This window comes from Sneathiella sedimenti (assembly GCF_017313765.1).
Lineage (GTDB): Bacteria > Pseudomonadota > Alphaproteobacteria > Sneathiellales > Sneathiellaceae > Sneathiella > Sneathiella sedimenti.
Genome location: NZ_JAFLNC010000001.1, coordinates 237,723 through 257,043, shown reverse-complemented (window position 1 = coordinate 257,043; position 19,321 = coordinate 237,723). Strand labels below are relative to the sequence as shown.

The following is a 19,321-nucleotide window of genomic DNA, read 5'->3' as shown; positions in this document are numbered from 1 at the left end:
TTTGTTGTCGACGATGCGATCCGGTGTGACATAATGTCACAATATGGTCCTTGTGGCTGGAAGGTAAGGCAACCTGGGTGAATTCAGTGAATTTATTGTAACGTATTGAAATATATTGACTATGTAAGCTTAGGCGCATTGCGGCTATGAAAAAAAATAGTGTCGAAACCTGAATTACTGCAGTCTTGGACTTGTTATAAACCACATCGGTGGTGTAGTTTCCCGCGCAATCAGGTGGAAAGCTTTTTGATTTGCCGTTATGAGCTGAGTATAAATCAAAAATCTGTCCAGAATTTGGCTATGCGGGAGTATACTGGCTTTCGTATCAGGCTAAGTTAAGTAGACATGTGATCACAGACGGGAATTGAAGATGGGTATGGTTAGAAATCTTGTCGCATTTATAGCCGTAATTGCAGGCACGGTATTGACGATGGGAACCGCCACAGCGGAACAGGGGCAACCCGCGCCATGGCAAATGACGTTTCAGCAGGCGTTCTCGCCAGTTGCCGCGGAACAGCATGTCTTCCATGATATGCTGCTGTGGATTATCAGTGCAATTTCAATATTTGTACTGGTCCTGCTGGTGTATGTAATCCTGCGCTTTAACAAGCGCGCCAATCCAAATCCTTCGAAAACATCCCACAACACCTTCATTGAGATTATCTGGACGGTCGTCCCAATCATGATTCTGATTGTTATCATGATCCCGTCTCTGAAGCTCCTCTACTATGGAGACCGGATTGAAACACCGGATATGACCCTGAAAGCCATCGGTTACCAGTGGTATTGGGGCTATGAATACATGGATGAAGAGGGACTCGCCTTTGATGCCGTGATGCTTGAAAAAGATGAGCTCAAGCCTGGTCAGCCGCGACTTCTGGCTACAGACAATGCGATCGTCCTTCCAATTGAGACGAATATCCGCGTTCTTGTCACAGCCGAGGATGTTCTTCATTCATGGGCCCTGCCTGCATTCGGGGTCAAGATGGATGCCGTTCCAGGACGCCTGAATGAAACATGGATGCGGATCGATAAAGAAGGCATGTACTACGGGCAGTGCTCGGAACTATGCGGTGCCCGTCACGGCTTCATGCCCATCATGATCAAGGCGGTCAGCAAGGAAGATTACGCAAAATGGCTTGTTGAAGCCAAAAAAGAATTCGCAAGTGGCGGAGCGCCGGCGATAAAGTTCGCCCAGGTTACGTCCACAAGCGCAGAGTAAACAGGCTAGAGAGAGGCACGACATTATGGCTTACGGTTCAGCAGCCGCTCACGATGAACACACCCCGTCCGGTTGGAAGCGGTGGGTCTATTCGACCAATCACAAAGATATCGGATCGATGTATCTTATTTTTGCGATTATCGCCGGGATTATCGGTGGCGCAATGTCCGTTTATATTCGGGCAGAATTGCAAATGCCGGGCGATCAGTTTCTGAACGGCAATTTCCATTTCTTCAACGTCCTGGTGACGGGCCATGGCCTGATCATGATCTTCTTCATGGTTATGCCGGCAATGATTGGCGGATTTGGAAACTGGATTGTACCGTTGATGATCGGTGCGCCGGATATGGCGTTCCCGCGCATGAACAACATCTCTTTCTGGCTGTTGCCGCCGGCATTCGGTCTGTTGCTCATCTCAATTTTTGTTGAAGGACCCGCAGGCGCCAACGGCGTTGGTGGTGGCTGGACCATGTATCCGCCGCTTTCCTCTGCCATCGGACACCCGGGTATGGCTGTTGATTTCGCGATCCTCAGCCTTCATCTGGCTGGTGCGTCATCGATCCTCGGTGCAATCAACTTTATCACGACAATTTTCAACATGCGCGCACCGGGCATGACCATGCACAAGATGCCGCTCTTCGTCTGGTCGGTTCTTGTGACCGCATTCCTGCTGCTGCTGTCACTGCCCGTTCTCGCAGGCGGCATTACGATGCTTTTGACAGACCGGAATTTTGGTTCGACTTTCTTTGAGCCTCAGGGCGGCGGCGATCCGATTTTGTTCCAGCATCTGTTCTGGTTCTTCGGTCACCCTGAAGTGTATATCCTGATCCTTCCGGGCTTTGGTATCATCAGCCAGATCGTTGCGACCTTCTCGCGCAAGCCGGTCTTTGGTTATCTCGGGATGGCCTATGCCATGGTGGCGATTGGCGCTGTTGGATTTATCGTTTGGGCCCATCACATGTACACGGTCGGTATGAACGTCGATACGCGGGCTTACTTCCTTGTTGCGACGCTGGTGATCGCCGTTCCCACCGGTGTGAAGATTTTCTCCTGGATCGCGACGATGTGGGGCGGCTCGATTGAGTTCAAGCCGCCAATGGTCTGGGCACTCGGTTTTATCTTCCTGTTCACTGTAGGCGGTGTGACTGGTGTGGTGCTTGCCAATGCCGGCCTCGATGTCGCGCTGCATGACACCTATTATGTTGTGGCCCATTTCCATTACGTTTTGAGCCTGGGTGCCGTGTTCGCCATTTTTGCAGGCTTCTACTACTGGTTTGGCAAGATCACCGGCTATACCTATTCAGAAAAGCTGGCGCATCTGCATTTCTGGGTCACCTTTATTGGCGTGAACATGATCTTTTTCCCGATGCATTTCCTCGGTCTGGCCGGTATGCCACGACGCATTCCTGACTATCCGGATGCATTTGCGGGATTCAATGAGATCTCGTCTTACGGCTCATACGTTTCGGCCGTCGGTGTTCTGATCTTCCTGGTTACCGTTGTACATGCCTTCGTCCGCAAGGAGCAGGCAGCTGATAATCCTTGGGGTGAAGGCGCAACGACACTGGAATGGACGCTGCCGTCCCCGCCACCTTTCCATCAGTTCAACGAACTGCCGGTCATTAAATAAGGTTCGAAGGAGTTACTTGTGTCCGACACAAGCCTTGTAAAGGAAACGATCGAAACCCGCGTCACTTCAGATTTGACGCGGGTAAGCGATTATTTTGCCCTGCTGAAGCCGCGGGTGATGTCGCTTGTCGTTTTTACGGGGCTCGTGGGGCTTGCGGTTGCTCCAGGTAGTCTTCATCCGGTATTGGCCTTCACGGCGCTTCTCTGTATCGCAGTTGGCGCCGGGGCTTCTGGTGCAATCAATATGTGGTACGATGCGGACATCGATGCGATCATGGATCGCACGAAGGATCGGCCAATTCCTGCTGGACGCGTAAGTGCCAATGAGGCACTGGCCTTTGGGACGGTGCTCTCGGTTGCGTCCGTGGTGCTGATGGGGCTTGCCGTCAATTATGTCGCGGCGGCGTTACTTGCTCTCACCATCGGTTTTTACGTTTTTGTCTATAGCATGTGGCTGAAACGCCGGACACCGCAGAATATTGTGATTGGCGGCGCAGCAGGTGCCTTTCCGCCAATGATCGGCTGGGCCGCGGTTACCGGTGATGTCAGTGCTGAATCGCTCGTCTTGTTTGCGATTATCTTCATGTGGACTCCGCCGCATTTCTGGGCGCTTTCCCTGTGGCGCGATATCGACTATGCGAAGGCCGGTGTACCGATGCTTCCCGTCGTTGCTGGGCGGGATGTTACCCGCCGGCAAATCGTGCTCTACAGTGCGTTGCTTTTCCCGGTCGCGGTGATGCCGTATTTTCTCGGCTATGCAGGAATTTTTTATGGCGTAGGGTCCGGCGTGTTAAGCGGATTGTTCCTACTACTGTCGCTAAAAGTCTGGCGCTGCAAGGACGAGGAGAGCGCGAAACAGCTTTTCGCTTATTCTCTTTTATATCTGTTCCTGCTATTTGCCATTTTACTTGGCGAGAGCCTTGTTCGGACGGTGATTTAACATGCCCCGTGACAAAGAAACTCTCAAGCGACAACGTATCCGGAACCTCGCGGTCGGGGGGATTCTTATTGCCCTTGTGGTTTTGTTTTATCTGATCACCATCGTAAAAATGTCGGGTGGAGCAAGCACGTGACAAACGGACAGAATAGAAAATCGGTGCGTCTTGCGGTCGTTTTGGCTTCGGTTGTCGCGGGTATGGTTGGCTTGGCCTATGCCTCTGTGCCGCTTTACGACCTGTTTTGCCGGGTGACGGGATATGGGGGAACAACGCAGCAGGCGGATCTTGCTCCGGATGTTGTCCTTGACCGGGAAATTACGATTGAGTTCGATGCGAATACCAGTCGCGATATGCCTTGGGATTTCAAGCCGGTAAAGCATAAGATAACAATGAAGGTTGGTGAAACGGGACTGGCTTTTTATGAAGCCTTTAACCCAACCGATCGCGCGATCAAGGGAACGGCTACCTTTAATGTAACACCGCAGAAGGTGGGGCAGTATTTCACCAAGATAGATTGTTTTTGCTTTACGGAGCAGGTATTGCAGCCGGGTGAGCGAGTCGATATGCCGGTTACTTTTTTTGTTGATCCCGAAATTGACAATGATCCGAATGCAAAAGAAGTGACGGTAATAACGCTATCTTACACATTCTTTATCAGCGAAGATGAAGAAGAGGCAGAGGTTTCGGCAAAAGCAGTAGAAAAATCGGTCGATGTGAATTGACCTTTAAAAGAATTGGGTAACTTTTAAGAGCGGATCTGATCCGAGTGAATTGCAGGAGTTTAGGAATGGCAGATTCTCACGCCAAACAACATGATTATCATCTGGTAGATCCAAGTCCGTGGCCGGCCCTTGCGTCTGTTGCCGCCTTCGTATCGGCGATTGGTGCCGTTATGTGGATGCATGACAAGGGCTATGCGGTGTTCGTAATTGGGTTTGTTGTTCTTTTGTACACGGCCTATACTTGGTGGCGCGATGTCGTCAAAGAAGGGGAACATGAAGGGCATCATACGCCTGTTGTTCAACTAGGTTTGCGCTATGGCATGATCATGTTCATTGCGTCCGAAGTTATGTTCTTCGTCGCCTGGTTCTGGGCGTATTTCAACGCCGGTCTGTTTCCCACAGAAGTCGGCGGCGGTGTCTGGCCACCTGAAGGTATTCAGACCTTTAACCCCTGGCATATTCCGCTTTTGAATACGGTCATCCTGCTGCTGTCGGGAACGACGGTAACCTGGGCTCATCATGCTCTTCAGCATGGCGACCGTAAGGGCCTTGTCCAGGGTCTGTTGCTGACAGTTATCCTGGGCGCCTCCTTTACAGCTGTTCAGATTTATGAATATTCGCACGCCGCCTTCGGTTTCACCGATGGAATTTACCCGTCGACCTTCTATATGGCGACCGGCTTCCATGGTGCACATGTCTTTATCGGAACGGTCTTTCTGCTGGTTTGCCTGCTCCGTGCGATGAAAGGTCATTTCACACCAACACATCATTTCGGCCTCGAAGCGGCAGCCTGGTACTGGCATTTTGTTGACGTTGTCTGGCTGTTTCTGTTCTTCGCCGTTTACTGGTGGGGCGCAGGACCGGAGTGGACCTGACCTCAACCTGAACATATATGCCTTATTCCTATGGCATGCCAGTTTCCCCTTTGCGCGCCGGGCTCACCTGCAAATGCCCGGCTTGCGGAAAGGGGAAACTTTTTAAGGGCTTTCTCGATGTCGTGGAAGCCTGTGATACCTGCGGACAGAGCTTCAGTACCGTCAACAGTGGTGATGGCCCTGCCGTTTTTATCATCTTGATTGTCGGCTTCCTTGTCGGCGGCCTTGCCGTTGGAATGGAATTGATGTTTCATCCGCCATATTGGTTGCAGCTGACGATTTGGCTTCCGATGATACTAATCCTGAGCATTGGACTGCTCCGGCCTTTCAAGGCCTATTTGATCGCCCTGCAGTTCAAGCATAAAGCGAGCTCCGAAATAGAGCGTTACTGAACATGAAAAAATTCTCTCCCGGGTTTGTCCCGACCTTAATTACAGTGCCGTGCGTTGTAATCCTGCTGGCATTGACTGTCTGGCAGGTCAATCGTTATAGCTGGAAAGTCGATTTGATCGATCAGATCAACAATCAGCTTGCTGCAGCACCTGTTACGCTGCCGGCAGGGGAGATTGTTCCTGAAGAGTGGCATTACCGGCGGGTTAGCCTGACGGGTGAGTTTGATCATGACAACGAACTTCATCTTTTTGCCCATACCGAAAAAGGGCGTTCTGGCTTCCAGATCATTACGCCGTTCAAACGAAGCGATGAAGGGGATATCATCCTCGTTAACCGGGGCTGGGTACCGGAGAGCAAGAAAGAGCCGCAAACGCGGGCGGATGGGCAAATCCCTGGAGAAGTTACGGTTACAGGTGTCGCAAGAAAGCCATGGGGTAAATCTTGGTCCTTTCTGCCCGGAAGTAACGCCGAGGATAATGTCTGGCTTTATGGCGAACTCTCCGAGATGGCGGATCACCTGAATGTCAAAGTGGCGCCGGTTTTTGTTGAACTCGACGCGATCGACATACCAGGCGGATTCCCTAGGGGCGGGCAGACGCGCGTTTCCTTGCCAAACAACCATATCCAGTATGCGTTCACCTGGCTTGGGTTGGCCATTGCACTGATTGTTATATATATCCTTTACGGTCTTAAGCGCGGTAGATCGAAACAGGAATAAAATGCCGGAATTGACAACAGCGTATTCAAATCTTGAGAAGCGGTTTGCGCGCCTTTCTGCGCTCTCTGGCGCGGCTGCTATGTTGCATTGGGATAGCGCGGCCATGATGCCGGCAGGCGGCAGTGAGGCCCGCGCAGAGCAACTTGCAGTTCTCAGTCTGCTGTCTCATGAAATTTTGAATAGCTCAGAAATCGCCGATCTGCTGACTGAGGCGGAGAATGCCTCTAGTGGTCTCGACGATTGGCAGCGAGCCAATCTTGCCGAAATGCGAAATCGCTGGCGCCATGCAACGGCGGTTGGTCCGGATCTTGTCGAGGCGCATTCTCGCGCTACGTCCCGCTCCGAGATGGAATGGCGCGAGGCGCGTCTCAACAATGATTTTGCCTCTCTCGTTCCGGCGCTAAAGGAAGTTGTGCTGCTTACTGGCCATATTGCCGATGCGAAATCGTCGGCTTTCTGCGTTTCGCGCTACGATGCTCTCCTCGATGAGTATGAGCCCGGCATTACATCCGCAACTATAGACACATTGTTTGACGACCTTGAGAACTTCTTGCCGGAATTTCTGGGTGCGGTGTTGGAAAACGGAAAATCCAAGCCACCGATCCGGATCCCCGAAGGTCCGTTTGACGAGGGAATCCAAAAGAAGCTTGGACAAGAATTCATGACGGCTCTCGGCTTCGATTTCAATCACGGTCGTCTAGATATCAGCCACCATCCTTTTACCGGGGGCATTCCCGACGACGTTCGGTTGACCACTCGATACGAGACCGACGATTTCACGCAGAGCCTGATGGGAACTCTGCATGAAACTGGCCACGCGCTGTATGAGCAAGGCTTGCCGAGGGAATGGCGTAGCCAGCCTGTAGGCGCCGCGCGGGGAATGGCGCTGCATGAGAGCCAGTCCTTGCTGATTGAGATGCAGCTTTCCCGCAGCGAGGATTTCCTCGCCTTCGCTCTACCCCGGATAAAAGAGTCATTCGCCGGCAGTGGACCCGCGTGGGAAGAGGATAATATCCAGCGGCTTTACCAGAAGGTCGAGCCCGGCTTCATCCGCGTCGATGCGGACGAAGTGACATATCCCCTTCATGTCATCTTGCGGTATCGTTTGGAAAAGGCGCTGCTTTCCGGAGACCTTGCGGTCGAGGATCTGCCCGCCGCCTGGAACAGCGGGATGCGTAATACTTTAGGGATTACACCACCTAATGACCGTCTTGGGTGTCTTCAGGATATCCATTGGCCAAGCGGAGCTATTGGCTATTTCCCGACCTACACGTTGGGTGCCATGGCGGCGGCACAAATCTATCGCGCAGCAGTGAAAGATATACCGGATTTCGCGAGCCAAATCCGCGCAGGAAAATTCTCGTCGTTGCTTGAATGGTTGCGTCGCAATATCCACTCTCGCGGCAGTTCGCAATCGACGAACGGCATTATGAAGTCTGCGACCGGTGCGCCGTTGACGGCCGATGCCTTCAAGGCGCACTTGCGGGATCGATACCTGTCATAAACTATTTTAGGCGAAGGGGTGAGCGGGTATATCCGGGCTTGCACATATGCCCTGCATATGGTTACTCTCACCCGCCATTTGTTCCGTCCGAGGAGTGAGAAAGTGCGATATATCAGCACACGCGGTAAAGCACCGGTTTTGAATTTTGAGGAAGTCGTCCTGACCGGCCTGGCGCGGGATGGTGGTCTCTACCTGCCCGAAAGCTGGCCGCAATTTTCAAGGGAGGATATTGAAGGCCTGGCCGGCATGTCTTATGCGGAAGCGGCGGCATTCCTGCTTCAACCGTTCCTGGGAGACAGCATAGACGCAGCCGATTTCCGGAAGATGACGGAGAAGGCTTATGCGGGGTTTGCCCATAAAGCCGTTGTGCCCGTGAGCCAACTCGGTAGCAATGAATTCCTGATGGAGCTTTATCACGGCCCAACCCTTGCCTTTAAGGATGTGGCGCTACAGCTTCTTGGCCTCTTATATGACCATCTGCTCGCGCGGGAAGGAAAACGCGTGACGATTGTCGGCGCCACCTCGGGGGATACCGGGTCTGCGGCGATCGAGGCTTGCCGGGGCAGGGAAGCGGTGGATATTTTTATTCTCCATCCCAAGGGCAGGGTATCAGAAGTACAGCGCCGACAGATGACAACGGTACTGGATGCAAATGTTCACAACATCGCCGTAGAAGGCGACTTCGATGATTGTCAGGCCATGGTCAAGGCCATGTTCAACGATCATGAGTTCCGCGACAGTCTGGCGGTTTCTGCCGTTAACTCAATCAATTGGGCGCGAGTTATGGCCCAGATTGTCTATTATTTCACTGTCGGTGTCAGCCTCGGGGCGCCCTCGCGGTCCATCTCCTTCTCGGTTCCCAGCGGGAATTTCGGCGATGTCTATGCCGGGTATGCTGCCAGCAGGATGGGACTGCCGATTGAGCAGTTAATTGTCGCGACCAATCGTAACGATATTCTGTCCCGCTTTTTCAACAGCGGTGAATATAGGAAATCCGGCGTCGATCCGACGATCAGCCCGAGCATGGATATTCAGGTTTCCAGCAATTTCGAACGATTTCTGGCGGATCTGTATGGCAGGGACGGCGATGCGATTGCTGATTTGATGGGTAAGCTCGACAGCGAAGGGGGCTTTTCGGTCAACATGTCCCTGTTGAATGAGGGCATCTTCGCTGCCGGTCGCTGCGACGAGGAAGAAACCCTTGCCACTATCCGACGGACATTGGACGACAGTGCAAAGCTGGTGGATCCTCATACGGCAGTTGGACTAGCCGTCGGGGAAAGCTGCCGTAAAAATACGGATGTCCCTCTTGTGACTCTCTCGACAGCGCATCCGGCGAAGTTCCCCGATGCAGTGGAAAAAGCGACGGGGGAGCGTCCCGAGTTGCCAAAACATATGGCCGACCTGTTCGAGCGGGAAGAACGGCTTGTCGATTTGCCAAATGATATTGGAACAATAAAATCCTATATTAAGGAGCGTGCGCGCATTTTGAGCGCCGCCTAGAACGGAAGAATTTATGGACGTTAAAGTAACTACTCTCATGAATGGCTTGCGCGTCATTTCTGATCCCATGCCGGGTCTGGAAACGGCCGCCGTGGGAGTTTGGGTCGACGCCGGGGCCCGCCATGAAACAAAAGAGGAAAACGGGATTTCCCATGTGCTTGAGCATATGGCATTCAAAGGTACAGCCCGACGGAGCGCGCTTCAGATCGCTGAGCTGGTTGAATCGGTCGGCGGGCATTTGAACGCCTATACAAGTCGGGATCAGACCGCTTATTTTGCCAGAATCCTGAAAGACGATGTGCCGCTTGCTGTCGATATTCTGGGTGACATTTTGCTCCATTCCAGCTTTGATCAAACGGAAATCATTCGTGAAAAAGAGGTGATTGTTCAGGAAATCGGCCAGACGTACGACACGCCTGACGATATTATATTTGACCACCTGCAGGAAGTTTCCTATCCGGATCAACCTATTGGGCGTTCTATCCTCGGGACTGTCGGGAAAGTGCGTGGATTCGACCGATCGATGATTGCCGGTTATATGAAAAGCCATTATCTGGCGCCCAAAATGGTGTTGAGCGCGTCAGGCGCGGTTGATCATGATGCGATAGTTGCCCTCGCGGAGAAGGCCTTTGACGGGTTGGCCACGACCGGGGAAACCGGTATGGCGCCTGCTCATTATTCGGGTGGCGAGTATCGTGAAGAGCGGGATCTTGAACAGGTCCACTATGCCCTCTCGGTGCCGGGAGTTTCCTATTCGGACGACGACTATTATGCAGCGCAAGTTCTTTCAGGACTGCTCGGTGGCGGCATGTCGTCGCGACTATTTCAGGAAATCCGGGAGAAGCGGGGGCTGTGCTACTCGGTGTTTAGTTTTTCCACTTCCTACGCTGATACCGGGACTTTTTCCGTTTACGCGGGAACGGGGGAAGATCATATAAAAGAGTTGAGCCATATGCTGACCGACGAACTGCTGCGGACAAGCGAGGGTATAGAGCTTGCCGAGGTTGAGCGCGCCAAGGCGCAACTGAAATCCTCTCTTCTGATGGGTATGGAAAGCCCGGCCTCACGATCAGAGGCTCATGCTCGGCAAATGCTGATTTATGGTCGGGTCCTGTCGACATCGGAAATTTCCGAAAGTATCGATGCCGTAACCGTCGCCGATACCCAGAATCTCGCTGGAAAACTGTTTTTTGGGGTTACTCCCAGTATTGCAACTCTCGGTCCTTTGAAAAACCTTGATTCGTTTGAACAGATCGCGGCAAAATTCAGTTAGGTAGGATACGCTTGGGAGGTCTGCGTCGCGTGTTGGAAAAGTTGTCATTGTTGGGAAGCGGACCCCGGGTGGTGACTGAGCGACTGGTGCTGCGGCCGCCGAAACTATCGGATTGGGAAGCGTGGGCGGAATTGCGGTCAGATAGCCGCGATTTCCTTGTTCCCTGGGAGCCAATCTGGACAATCGATTCTCTCTCCAAGGCGAATTTTCGGGCACGACTTAGAAGATACGCGCGGGAGGTAAAAGATGACCTGGGGCAGGCATTTTTCATCTTCAACCAGGAAAATCACGACTTAATCGGCGGCATCACACTTGGCAATATCCGTCGCGGTGTCGCGCAAACGGGTACACTTGGATATTGGACCGGACAACGCCACGCGCGACAAGGCTATATGTATGAAGCGCTATGTGGTCTTATACCAGCCCTGTTTGATGAGTTTGGCTTGCGCCGTGTAGAGGCGGCCTGCCTGCCGTCAAATATTCCAAGCTCGCGGCTGCTGGAAAAGGTTGGTTTTACGAAAGAAGGGTTGGCACGCGAATATTTGTGCATCAATGGCGTCTGGCATGATCATCTGCTGTATGCGATTCTGAACTCGGACCCGGTTCCACCAAAATAGCGCTCAAAATCAAGCGTGCCCGATATCGCCTGACAGGAGGGCGGGGTCAACGCCAAGCTTGTTAATCGCAACTTCCCACTTGGTACCCAGCTCCGAGCCAAAGACGATATTTGTGTCCGGGTCAACGACAAGCCATCCATTTTCCTGGATTTCCTGTTCAAGCTGCCCCGGTCCCCATCCGGAATACCCAAGGGCGAGGAAGCTGCTTTCGGGTCCGCTACCACCGGCAATGGTTTTCAGCATATCAATTGTCGCCGTGAGCGCCATATCATCGCCAATGACTAGAGTGGTGTCATAAAGAAGGTCGGTGGAGTGGACAACAAAACCTCGCTCGGTATCCACGGGGCCGCCAAAATGGATCTTTATATGACGAGCTTCCTCCGCTTTCGGAATCTCAAGCTGTTCAAGCAAGTCCTCGAAGCTCAGGGCTTCGAGGGAGCGATTGAGCAGGATGCCCATAGCGCCCGATTCTGAATGGGCGCAAAGCAGAATGACGGCTTTCTTAAAACGAGGATCACCCATGCTTGGCATCGCAACCAGGAGTTTTCCATTCAAATAGCCTGTATCAATTTTATTTGCGGTCATAATATAAATATGTATCTGCTTAAAAAGAATCCCAGCCGTTGAATGTCTTCATGACGTGATTGTGACATACCAACCCTTAATATTGTTTTATATATGTGGTGAATAATCCATTGTAAAACTGAAAGCTAATTCAGAATGAGATTGTTGAGATTTGGGTATTTCTGCACTTTTCTTGCCGTATTTGCGTTCGACGCGGGCATATCGCGAAGTACCGAGACGGCATCTAACTGGATAAAGACGGACCAATCAAGCCTTCGATTGATCTCAAGCGTCGATGGGGTGAAGGGACTCGATTCTCTTCGCATCGGGCTCCAGATTAAGTTGGCGCCAGGCTGGAAAACCTATTGGCGCAGTCCGGGGGATACGGGCATTCCCCCACAACTGGACTGGAGTGGATCCGAAAATTTAAAATCGGCGAAGATATCCTGGCCGTTACCGGAACAATTCGAGGCCTATGGCTTTTCAAGTTGGGGGTATCACGATGAAGTTGTCTTTCCCATTGATATTGCGCTGCAGGAAGTCGGATACCCGCTTCACCTGAAACTTCGTGTTCAACTCGGAATTTGCGAAGATGTCTGCATTCCCTATGCACATGATTTTACCCTTTCGCTTGACGCACGAAATGCCGGACCTACCGGAGAGGCGTCTATTATTGAGATATTTTCCAGCCGGGTACCGGGCGAAATCGGTGCAGACGGAGTCGCCCTGAAGGAAGTTGATGCAAACAGTAAAGGTGACCGTCGGTTCACCGTTACAGTCTCGGCGGTACGGCCATTCGAAGACCCCTCCATCATTGTCGAGGGAAAGGACGGCGCCTATTTCGATCTGGTTTCCTCGTCGCTGACTGGAGACCGAACGCAGGCTGTCTTTGAACTTGACGGTCATCTTCCCGCGAAATCTGATCGTATGGCGGGCCAGGATATCATCGTTACAATCTTTGATAATGGCATGGCAGGGGAGAAACATCTTCGCGTCGATTAAAAATGCCGTGTTGATGTAATTGGAGCTTTTTATTTTCGCCTGCATCATTATGTTAAGATCTTCTGGCGAAATAACGCGACTACTAAAGAATAGGGAACAGAAATGACGATATCAGTTGGTGACAAACTTCCAAATGCTGAATTAATGATGATGACTGAAAAGGGGCCGAGCAAAGTTTCGACGGCGGATCTTTTTAGCGGCAAAAAAGTAGCGTTGTTTGCAGTACCCGGCGCATATACACCTACCTGCTCGGCAAAGCATCTGCCTGGCTTTGTGGATAATGCAGCGAATTTGACGGCAAAAGGCGTGAACGATATCGTTTGCCTTTCCGTAAATGACCCTTTCGTGATGGCCGCGTGGGGCAAAGATCACAATGCCGGCAGCATTAAAATGGTCGCGGATCCGAATGCCGCGTTTACGAAAGCGATTGGCGTTGAGTTCGATGCTTCCGGTGCCGGGCTTGGGGTTCGTTCCCGGCGTTATTCCATGCTCGTTGATGATGGTGTTGTCACGCAACTGAACCTGGAAGAAACGGGTGGATTTGAAGTATCCGACGCGGAAACCTTGCTGGGCCAGTTCTGATCAGTTTTCTCGATGGGGAGGGCATTTACCTGCCGTCCCCATTATCGCCACAGGGCGAAATCCGAGCGTGTCAGCGCTTGAATTTTTTCATCCCATCATTAGCGAGTTCGTCCGCCTTTTCGTTTCCGGGGTCACCTGCATGGCCCTTGACCCATTTCCAGCTGATCTGGTGATGTGATATTGCCTCATCGAGCAAAAGCCAAAGATCCTTGTTCTTTACAGGTTTTCGGGCGGCCGTTTTCCAACCGTTTTTCTTCCATCCAGCCATCCATTTTGTAATACCGTCCTTTACATAGGTGCTGTCCGTATGTAACTCGACCGTAGAACGGCGCTTAAGCGAATTGATCGCTTCGATAGCGGCGGTCAACTCCATCCGATTGTTTGTTGTCTCAGCTTCTCCGCCGCAAAGTTCTTTTGTTTTGCCTTTATATTGTAGAAGAGCTCCCCAACCTCCCGGTCCCGGGTTTCCTGAACAGGCGCCGTCCGTGTAAATCACAACAATATCCTCTGACATAAACAAGCTCCTGAACCATAAAAATACGCGACCGTTTCATACGTCCGGCTATTAGCATGAATGACCTGTGTCGGCAAATTTCGGAAATAATGTATTTTTAACTTAATGTTAGCGCATTTCTGACACTTTACTGCGCACAAGGGCTTTGCCCATTCTAAGAATTAAAAATACAGGTCTGGGTTAGGAAGATGCAGAAAAAGTTATTCTCCGCAGAAATAAAGCAATTTGCCACAGGTGTCTCAAGAGGCCCTGTTTCCACTGGCGGAGGAATGACGGATTCTCAGTACCATGAAATTATCGATGCCCTCAAAGATATAAAAGTTCAGCTGGGTCAGGACGAAGAGATGATCGTCCCAAAAGAAGATAATAGGGAGGTAAAGGCGACGCAAGAACTCGAAAAACTGCGTCAGGAGCTACAAAAACTCTCGGATGTTATTCTCGAAACCCGTCGTGAAATCGCGTCGCTGAGCTCGTCAAAGAATGGCCAGAAAATCAATTCAGTGACCGATCAGCTTGATGCTGTTGTCGGAGATACTGAGAATGCAACCAACGCCATTCTCGAAGCGGTGGAGTCGATTGAAGATAAAAGCGAGAGCCTTCAGCTTCACGCCGGTTCCCCTGAAGAAGTTGAAAGTATTGAAGTCATAAGCAATGCTGTTATGAAGATCTACGAGGCCTGCAACTTTCAGGATGTTACCGGACAGAGAATATCCAAGGTGGTTGCTACTCTAAGCTTCGTCGATGAGCGCATCAGCAAGATGATCGATATACTAGGCGGCGAAGAAGAGCTTCAAGAGCTGGACGCCGTCGAACTGGCGCAGCAGTATGATGAGGATGTTGAATTGAGCGGCCCACGTCCGGAAGGCCACGAAATCTCACAGGAAGAAATTGATTCTCTGTTCGACTAGTTTCAGAAATTATACTCAATCGAGACCGTAAGCCGCGACATTTTTTACGGCTTGATGAAACTGCAGTTTTTTCAGATATTCTAACGGGTCCTTTGGCCTAACAAGTGCACCGTCAACCTGGTTGAGCCAATCGTAAAGCCGGGTCAGAAGAAAGCGCACCGCCGCGCCGCGGCATAGAAGCGGTAGAAACTCGAGCTCCTTCTTTGAAAAGGCGCGAACATCCCGATAGCCGTTTAACAACTTGCGCGCTTTCGTGATGTTGAAGCTGCCGTCATTCTCAAAACACCACGCATTCACGCAGATCGCGAGATCATAAGCGAAATAGTCATTGCAGGCGAAATAATAGTCAATGACGCCGCTTACCTTGTCCTTCAGGAAAAATATGTTATCCGGGAACAGATCCGCATGGATAACCCCGCTTGGCAGATCAGCTGGCCAATGGCTTTCAAGAAAAGTGATTTCCGATTCAATTTCCGGAAAAAGTTGGGTGTTCAGGGTGTTGTCGTCACTTTTAAGGCAGGCCTCGTAGAGAGGTCGCCAGCTTGACAGGGATAACGTATTGGCCCGTGTCATTTTGAAATCACTACCGATCGTATGGAGGCGCGCCAGAGCCTGTCCCAGAAGCGTACAATGCTGAGGCGTTACCCGCTTGATAGAGCGACCGTCCAGAAACTCAATAATCGCGGCAGGTCGTCCGGCGACTTTTTTCAGGCTGGCACCATCTTTCGCAGCAATCGGCCTGGGTGACATAAAGCCACCCGTCTCCAGATGCTCCATCAGGCCAAGAAAAAAGGGCAGGTCTTCCTCACTTACCCGTTTCTCATAAAGAGTGAGAATGTAGTATCCAGCCTCAGTGTGAAGAAGGTAATTGGAGTTCTCGACACCTTCCGCGATTCCTTTGCAGGAAAGCGCCTGACCCAGATCATACTGATCCAGCAGCCCATCGAGTTCTTCCTCGGAAATGTCTGTATATACGGCCATGCCTATCCTGCGGTCTCTGCTTCCAGGATTTTGGGCATTTTGAAAACCACCTGCTCCTGATTAGTGATAATCTCTTCGACCGTGATGTCAAAGCGTTGAGAGAAGGCCTCTACTACTTCTTCAACCAGTGTTTCAGGAGCAGATGCGCCTGCGGTAATGCCAATGGTTTGCGCGTTCTGAAGGCTATCCCAAGGGATGTCAGAGGCTCGTTGGACAAGGGCAACCTTCCCGCAGCCGGACTTCTCCGCCACTTCAACCAGCCGCATTGAGTTGGAGGAATTCGGGGCGCCGATGACCAGCATTCCGTCGCAACGTGCAGCAAGAATTTTCACGGCCGCCTGCCGGTTCGTTGTCGCGTAACAGATATCTTCCTTTTTGGGGCCCTCGATCGACGGAAAACGCTTTTTCAGTATTCCAACGATTTCCGCGGTTTCGTCAACGGAAAGGGTTGTCTGTGTAAGATACGCAAGGCTTTTATTGGGGTGATTTTGGGTAAAGGCGCTTGCCTCTTCCGCGGTTTCCACGAGAGTGATCTGCCCTTCGGCGAGCTGTCCCATAGTTCCGATAACTTCTGGGTGGCCGCGATGTCCGATCAGGATTATCTCATGATTGTCCCGTTCATGGCGCTCCGCTTCCCGGTGCACCTTGCTGACTAGCGGGCAGGTAGCATCGATATAGAACATCTTGCGGCTTTCCGCTTCCGCAGGCACAGACTTAGCGACACCATGTGCTGAAAAAATCACGGGAACGTCTTTTGGAATATCCGCCAGTTCATCAACGAAGACGGCCCCTTTCTTCTCGAGATTTTCGACAACGAAACGGTTGTGGACAATCTCATGACGGACATAAACCGGGGCGCCATATTTTTCGAGAGCCTTTTCGACAATTTGGATAGCACGGTCAACACCGGCGCAAAACCCGCGCGGCGCCGCCAATAGCAAAGTCCGTTTTGATTTATCCATAGTCGTTTCCAAACTCGTTTGATTGATAGAATGTCCCCAGTCACCTGTGAAAACTTGCTAATTCAGCCGGTCCATCCTAGATTTGCCGGACTCATACAACAGTTTCACGGGTAATGCCATATCTAGGCGAGGTAAATTCGAATGACGAAGGCGAAGGTTGCACAAAAATCTCCCTATAAAGTGGCGGTCCAGGAAGGGAAAAAATATGCCTGGTGCGCGTGTGGATTAAGCGCAAATCAGCCATTCTGCGATGGAACCCATAAAATTACAGAGATCAGACCTGTCATTTATACGGCATCGAAATCAGGAGACCTTTATTTTTGCGGGTGTAAGCAGACGGGCGGCGCTCCGCTGTGCGATGGCACTCACAATACCCTTTAATTTTTAAATGTCGGTTCAATATGCCTTTGCTCAATTTTACTAAAACATACTTGCGCGCCGGTGTGCTGTTCGGCGCGGTTTTGACGACTACCGCCTGCAGCGGCAGTATCGACACAGATATGTTCAGTGTTTTCGGTAGTCCGAAGCCGCCTCTTCCCTGCCCGCAGGTAGAAGTTCTGCCCGGAGCGGAGACGATCACCATATTCCGTGAAGGTGAGGGACGTGATCTTGTCGACGTCCGCTTTGAAGGCATTATCGCACCCTTCAGTGGGCAGTGCCAATATGTGGATGACGACACGGCGGTTGTCGTTGAGTTGATCCTGCGTATCGGCGCCACCAAGGGGCCGGCGGCAACCAGTCAGACCGAGGAATTTCCATTCTTTGTTGCCATCGCTGAGAGAACGGGCGAGATCATTGCGAAGAAAATATTCTATAGCCCGGTCGAAGTTGAGGAAGGTCGCCGCCGCGCCACGGTACAGGAAGAGCTGGAACAGCGGATCCCGTTGACGGGTCTCAAGACGGGAGGCGATTATGTGATTATTATCGGTTTCCAGCTCACTCGGGAGCAGATGGACTTGCAGAGCTAATTGCCGTCGCCGGACCATTACTTGTTTGACTATTCTCAAATCGACATTATTATCTGGCGGATATTCAGTCGATCCCAGCGGGAGAGATGGTAGCTAATTAACCATCGCCGAAGGAGCAACCACCCCGGAAACTCTCAGGCAAACGGACCGCAGGGGGATGAAACTCTGGAAAGCAAATTGCGTAGGTGATTTCACCGAAGGGGTAAGCGGTTTGGCTGTTGCCAAATTCGTCAAATCTCTCAGGTTACAGGACAGAGGGGGTCGTTCCAGTAGGGTTATGCTGGAGTATATGGCTTTACGTCCGCAACCAGGGTTGTCCTATGAGTGAAACTTCGTCGACGAAAAAAACCGTCCTTTACAATTTGCATGTCGAGCTCGGCGCCAAAATGGTGCCGTTCGCGGGTTATGATATGCCTGTGCAATATCCGGAGGGTATTCTTAATGAGCATCTGCACACCCGGGAATCTGCCGGGTTATTCGATGTTTCCCATATGGGGCAACTGGTAATTGCCGGCGATAATCCTGCGGCGGCTATTGAGACATTGATCCCCGGGGATATCCAGGCACTTGGTAGTGGCGAGATGCGTTACAGCTTTCTCACCAATGAGCAAGGCGGTATTCTTGATGATCTAATTGTTACCCAGCGTACCGAAGATCTGTTCGTCGTCGTCAACGCAGCTTGCAAGGCGCAGGACATTGCCCTGTTGACGGATGGACTGGCTGGCAAGGCACAGGTTACAGAACTGACCAACAGAGCCCTGGTCGCCCTGCAAGGGCCTAAGGCCGCCGCGGTTCTTGCGCGATTTGCGCCCGAAGTCGCCACCATGTCCTTTATGACTTATCGGGAAGTTGACATAGATGGCGTTCCCTGTTTCGTGACCCGCTCTGGCTACACGGGAGAAGACGGGTTTGAAATCTCCATCCCGAATAATAACGCCGAAGCGCTGTGTCGAAAGCTGCTGGGTGACAGCGATGTGAAGCCGATCGGCCTGGGAGCGCGTGATTCGCTTCGCCTTGAGGCGGGGCTATGCCTGTACGGTCACGACCTGACCGAAAAGACGACACCGATTTCTGCGGGCTTGATCTGGGCCATTAGCAAAAGACGCCGCGAAGAAGGTGGGTTTCCTGGCGCCGATGTCATTCAAGCTGAAATATCGAATAAACCGGCAATGAAGCGCGTGGGCATCTTGCCAGAAGGCCGCGCTCCGGCGCGGGAACATACGGTAATTACGGACGAAGCCGGAAACGCCATTGGTGAAATCACTTCTGGCGGCTTCTCCCCCAGCCTTGGAATTCCCATTGCAATGGGATATGTCCCGCTTGATTTTTCGGCGATTGGCACGAAAATAAATTTGCTTGTCAGAGGCAAATCTCGCCCGGCCGTTGTGGCGAAAATGCCGTTCGTCGAGCAGCGCTATTATCGAGGATAATTTTTCATTGGAGAGT

The 19,321-nt window shown here is 51.6% G+C and carries 21 protein-coding genes and 2 riboswitches; of the genes, 17 read left to right on the top strand and 4 right to left on the bottom strand.

The window, feature by feature from the left end; translation table 11 throughout:
- Positions 1-370 precede the first annotated feature (370 nt).
- The 11 genes from coxB (at position 371) to J0X12_RS01185 (ending at position 11,394) form a co-directional block, all read left to right on the top strand.
- Positions 371-1,222 carry a cytochrome c oxidase subunit II gene (coxB, locus tag J0X12_RS01235; protein WP_207041162.1) on the top strand — a complete coding sequence of 284 codons (852 nt, stop codon included), beginning with the start codon at positions 371-373 and terminating at the stop codon, positions 1,220-1,222.
- Between the two features lie 25 nt (positions 1,223-1,247).
- Positions 1,248-2,852, top strand: coding sequence for a cytochrome c oxidase subunit I (ctaD, locus tag J0X12_RS01230; RefSeq protein WP_207041160.1), 1,605 nt, complete (start codon positions 1,248-1,250; stop codon positions 2,850-2,852).
- Between the two features lie 18 nt (positions 2,853-2,870).
- Positions 2,871-3,791: a heme o synthase gene (gene cyoE, locus J0X12_RS01225; RefSeq protein WP_207041158.1), complete on the top strand. Its 921-nt coding sequence runs from the start codon at positions 2,871-2,873 to the stop codon at positions 3,789-3,791.
- Positions 3,792-3,920: 129 nt separating this feature from the next.
- Positions 3,921-4,511, top strand: coding sequence for a cytochrome c oxidase assembly protein (locus J0X12_RS01220; RefSeq protein WP_207041156.1), 591 nt, complete (start codon positions 3,921-3,923; stop codon positions 4,509-4,511).
- 65 nt (positions 4,512-4,576) lie between these two features.
- Positions 4,577-5,386, top strand: coding sequence for a cytochrome c oxidase subunit 3 (locus J0X12_RS01215; protein WP_207041154.1), 810 nt, complete (start codon positions 4,577-4,579; stop codon positions 5,384-5,386).
- Between the two features lie 17 nt (positions 5,387-5,403).
- The gene (locus J0X12_RS01210) at positions 5,404-5,778 is read left to right on the top strand and encodes a DUF983 domain-containing protein (RefSeq protein WP_207041152.1); all 375 of its coding nucleotides are present in this window, start codon (positions 5,404-5,406) and stop codon (positions 5,776-5,778) included.
- 2 nt (positions 5,779-5,780) lie between these two features.
- Positions 5,781-6,497, top strand: coding sequence for an SURF1 family protein (locus J0X12_RS01205; RefSeq protein ID WP_207041150.1), 717 nt, complete (start codon positions 5,781-5,783; stop codon positions 6,495-6,497).
- Between the two features lies 1 nt (position 6,498).
- Positions 6,499-8,001 carry a carboxypeptidase M32 gene (locus tag J0X12_RS01200; RefSeq protein ID WP_207041149.1) on the top strand — a complete coding sequence of 501 codons (1,503 nt, stop codon included), beginning with the start codon at positions 6,499-6,501 and terminating at the stop codon, positions 7,999-8,001.
- A 102-nt stretch (positions 8,002-8,103) separates the two neighbouring features.
- Entirely contained in the window at positions 8,104-9,504 is a 1,401-nt protein-coding gene (gene thrC, locus J0X12_RS01195; RefSeq protein WP_207041147.1) for a threonine synthase, read from the top strand.
- Positions 9,505-9,517: 13 nt separating this feature from the next.
- Entirely contained in the window at positions 9,518-10,777 is a 1,260-nt protein-coding gene (locus tag J0X12_RS01190) for a M16 family metallopeptidase (RefSeq protein WP_207041144.1), read from the top strand.
- A gap of 32 nt (positions 10,778-10,809) precedes the next feature.
- On the top strand, positions 10,810-11,394 hold the full coding sequence (locus J0X12_RS01185) for a GNAT family N-acetyltransferase (RefSeq protein ID WP_237687963.1): 585 nt from the start codon (positions 10,810-10,812) through the stop codon (positions 11,392-11,394).
- Between the two features lie 9 nt (positions 11,395-11,403).
- Here the strand turns inward: J0X12_RS01185 and J0X12_RS01180 are convergent, their stop codons facing one another.
- A complete protein-coding gene (locus J0X12_RS01180; protein WP_207041140.1) occupies positions 11,404-11,979 on the bottom strand; it encodes a YqgE/AlgH family protein in 576 nt (191 codons plus the stop codon).
- Between the two features lie 135 nt (positions 11,980-12,114).
- Here J0X12_RS01180 and J0X12_RS01175 point away from each other — a divergent pair, with 135 nt between their 5' ends.
- Positions 12,115-12,960 carry a protein-disulfide reductase DsbD domain-containing protein gene (locus J0X12_RS01175; protein ID WP_207041138.1) on the top strand — a complete coding sequence of 282 codons (846 nt, stop codon included), beginning with the start codon at positions 12,115-12,117 and terminating at the stop codon, positions 12,958-12,960.
- A 102-nt stretch (positions 12,961-13,062) separates the two neighbouring features.
- A complete protein-coding gene (locus J0X12_RS01170; protein WP_207041137.1) occupies positions 13,063-13,542 on the top strand; it encodes a peroxiredoxin in 480 nt (159 codons plus the stop codon).
- Positions 13,543-13,612: 70 nt separating this feature from the next.
- On the opposite strand, the gene rnhA is transcribed toward J0X12_RS01170, so the two are convergent.
- A complete protein-coding gene (rnhA, locus tag J0X12_RS01165; RefSeq protein WP_207041135.1) occupies positions 13,613-14,056 on the bottom strand; it encodes a ribonuclease HI in 444 nt (147 codons plus the stop codon).
- A gap of 188 nt (positions 14,057-14,244) precedes the next feature.
- Here rnhA and J0X12_RS01160 point away from each other — a divergent pair, with 188 nt between their 5' ends.
- Positions 14,245-14,964: a hypothetical protein gene (locus tag J0X12_RS01160; RefSeq protein WP_207041133.1), complete on the top strand. Its 720-nt coding sequence runs from the start codon at positions 14,245-14,247 to the stop codon at positions 14,962-14,964.
- Between the two features lie 15 nt (positions 14,965-14,979).
- Here the strand turns inward: J0X12_RS01160 and thrB are convergent, their stop codons facing one another.
- Both thrB and ispH read right to left on the bottom strand, forming a co-directional pair.
- Positions 14,980-15,945: a homoserine kinase gene (gene thrB / locus J0X12_RS01155; protein ID WP_207041131.1), complete on the bottom strand. Its 966-nt coding sequence runs from the start codon at positions 15,943-15,945 to the stop codon at positions 14,980-14,982.
- Between the two features lie 2 nt (positions 15,946-15,947).
- Positions 15,948-16,907 (bottom strand): 4-hydroxy-3-methylbut-2-enyl diphosphate reductase, encoded by a 960-nt coding sequence (gene ispH, locus J0X12_RS01150; RefSeq protein ID WP_207041129.1) that lies wholly within the window; start codon positions 16,905-16,907, stop codon positions 15,948-15,950.
- Between the two features lie 141 nt (positions 16,908-17,048).
- Between ispH and J0X12_RS17640 the strand changes: the two genes are divergently transcribed.
- The 3 genes from J0X12_RS17640 (at position 17,049) to gcvT (ending at position 19,305) form a co-directional block, all read left to right on the top strand.
- The gene (locus J0X12_RS17640; RefSeq protein ID WP_207041127.1) at positions 17,049-17,288 is read left to right on the top strand and encodes a CDGSH iron-sulfur domain-containing protein; all 240 of its coding nucleotides are present in this window, start codon (positions 17,049-17,051) and stop codon (positions 17,286-17,288) included.
- 20 nt (positions 17,289-17,308) lie between these two features.
- Positions 17,309-17,875, top strand: coding sequence for a hypothetical protein (locus J0X12_RS01140; protein ID WP_207041125.1), 567 nt, complete (start codon positions 17,309-17,311; stop codon positions 17,873-17,875).
- A 68-nt stretch (positions 17,876-17,943) separates the two neighbouring features.
- Positions 17,944-18,035: riboswitch (glycine riboswitch) on the top strand.
- Between the two features lie 3 nt (positions 18,036-18,038).
- A riboswitch (glycine riboswitch) is annotated at positions 18,039-18,132 on the top strand.
- Positions 18,133-18,195: 63 nt separating this feature from the next.
- A complete protein-coding gene (gene gcvT, locus J0X12_RS01135; protein WP_207041123.1) occupies positions 18,196-19,305 on the top strand; it encodes a glycine cleavage system aminomethyltransferase GcvT in 1,110 nt (369 codons plus the stop codon).
- Positions 19,306-19,321: the final 16 nt, after the last annotated feature.

Coding starts and splice junctions, on each gene's coding strand:
- coxB (WP_207041162.1), top strand. CDS start 371: ATGGGTATGGTTAGAAATCTTGTCGCATTTATAGCCGTAATTGCAGGC.
- ctaD (WP_207041160.1), top strand. CDS start 1,248: ATGGCTTACGGTTCAGCAGCCGCTCACGATGAACACACCCCGTCCGGT.
- J0X12_RS01215 (WP_207041154.1), top strand. CDS start 4,577: ATGGCAGATTCTCACGCCAAACAACATGATTATCATCTGGTAGATCCA.
- J0X12_RS01210 (WP_207041152.1), top strand. CDS start 5,404: ATGCCTTATTCCTATGGCATGCCAGTTTCCCCTTTGCGCGCCGGGCTC.
- J0X12_RS01205 (WP_207041150.1), top strand. CDS start 5,781: ATGAAAAAATTCTCTCCCGGGTTTGTCCCGACCTTAATTACAGTGCCG.
- J0X12_RS01200 (WP_207041149.1), top strand. CDS start 6,499: ATGCCGGAATTGACAACAGCGTATTCAAATCTTGAGAAGCGGTTTGCG.
- J0X12_RS01190 (WP_207041144.1), top strand. CDS start 9,518: ATGGACGTTAAAGTAACTACTCTCATGAATGGCTTGCGCGTCATTTCT.
- J0X12_RS01180 (WP_207041140.1), bottom strand. CDS start 11,979: ATGACCGCAAATAAAATTGATACAGGCTATTTGAATGGAAAACTCCTG.
- J0X12_RS01175 (WP_207041138.1), top strand. CDS start 12,115: ATGAGATTGTTGAGATTTGGGTATTTCTGCACTTTTCTTGCCGTATTT.
- J0X12_RS01170 (WP_207041137.1), top strand. CDS start 13,063: ATGACGATATCAGTTGGTGACAAACTTCCAAATGCTGAATTAATGATG.
- rnhA (WP_207041135.1), bottom strand. CDS start 14,056: ATGTCAGAGGATATTGTTGTGATTTACACGGACGGCGCCTGTTCAGGA.
- J0X12_RS01160 (WP_207041133.1), top strand. CDS start 14,245: ATGCAGAAAAAGTTATTCTCCGCAGAAATAAAGCAATTTGCCACAGGT.
- thrB (WP_207041131.1), bottom strand. CDS start 15,945: ATGGCCGTATATACAGACATTTCCGAGGAAGAACTCGATGGGCTGCTG.
- ispH (WP_207041129.1), bottom strand. CDS start 16,907: ATGGATAAATCAAAACGGACTTTGCTATTGGCGGCGCCGCGCGGGTTT.
- J0X12_RS17640 (WP_207041127.1), top strand. CDS start 17,049: ATGACGAAGGCGAAGGTTGCACAAAAATCTCCCTATAAAGTGGCGGTC.
- J0X12_RS01140 (WP_207041125.1), top strand. CDS start 17,309: ATGCCTTTGCTCAATTTTACTAAAACATACTTGCGCGCCGGTGTGCTG.
- gcvT (WP_207041123.1), top strand. CDS start 18,196: ATGAGTGAAACTTCGTCGACGAAAAAAACCGTCCTTTACAATTTGCAT.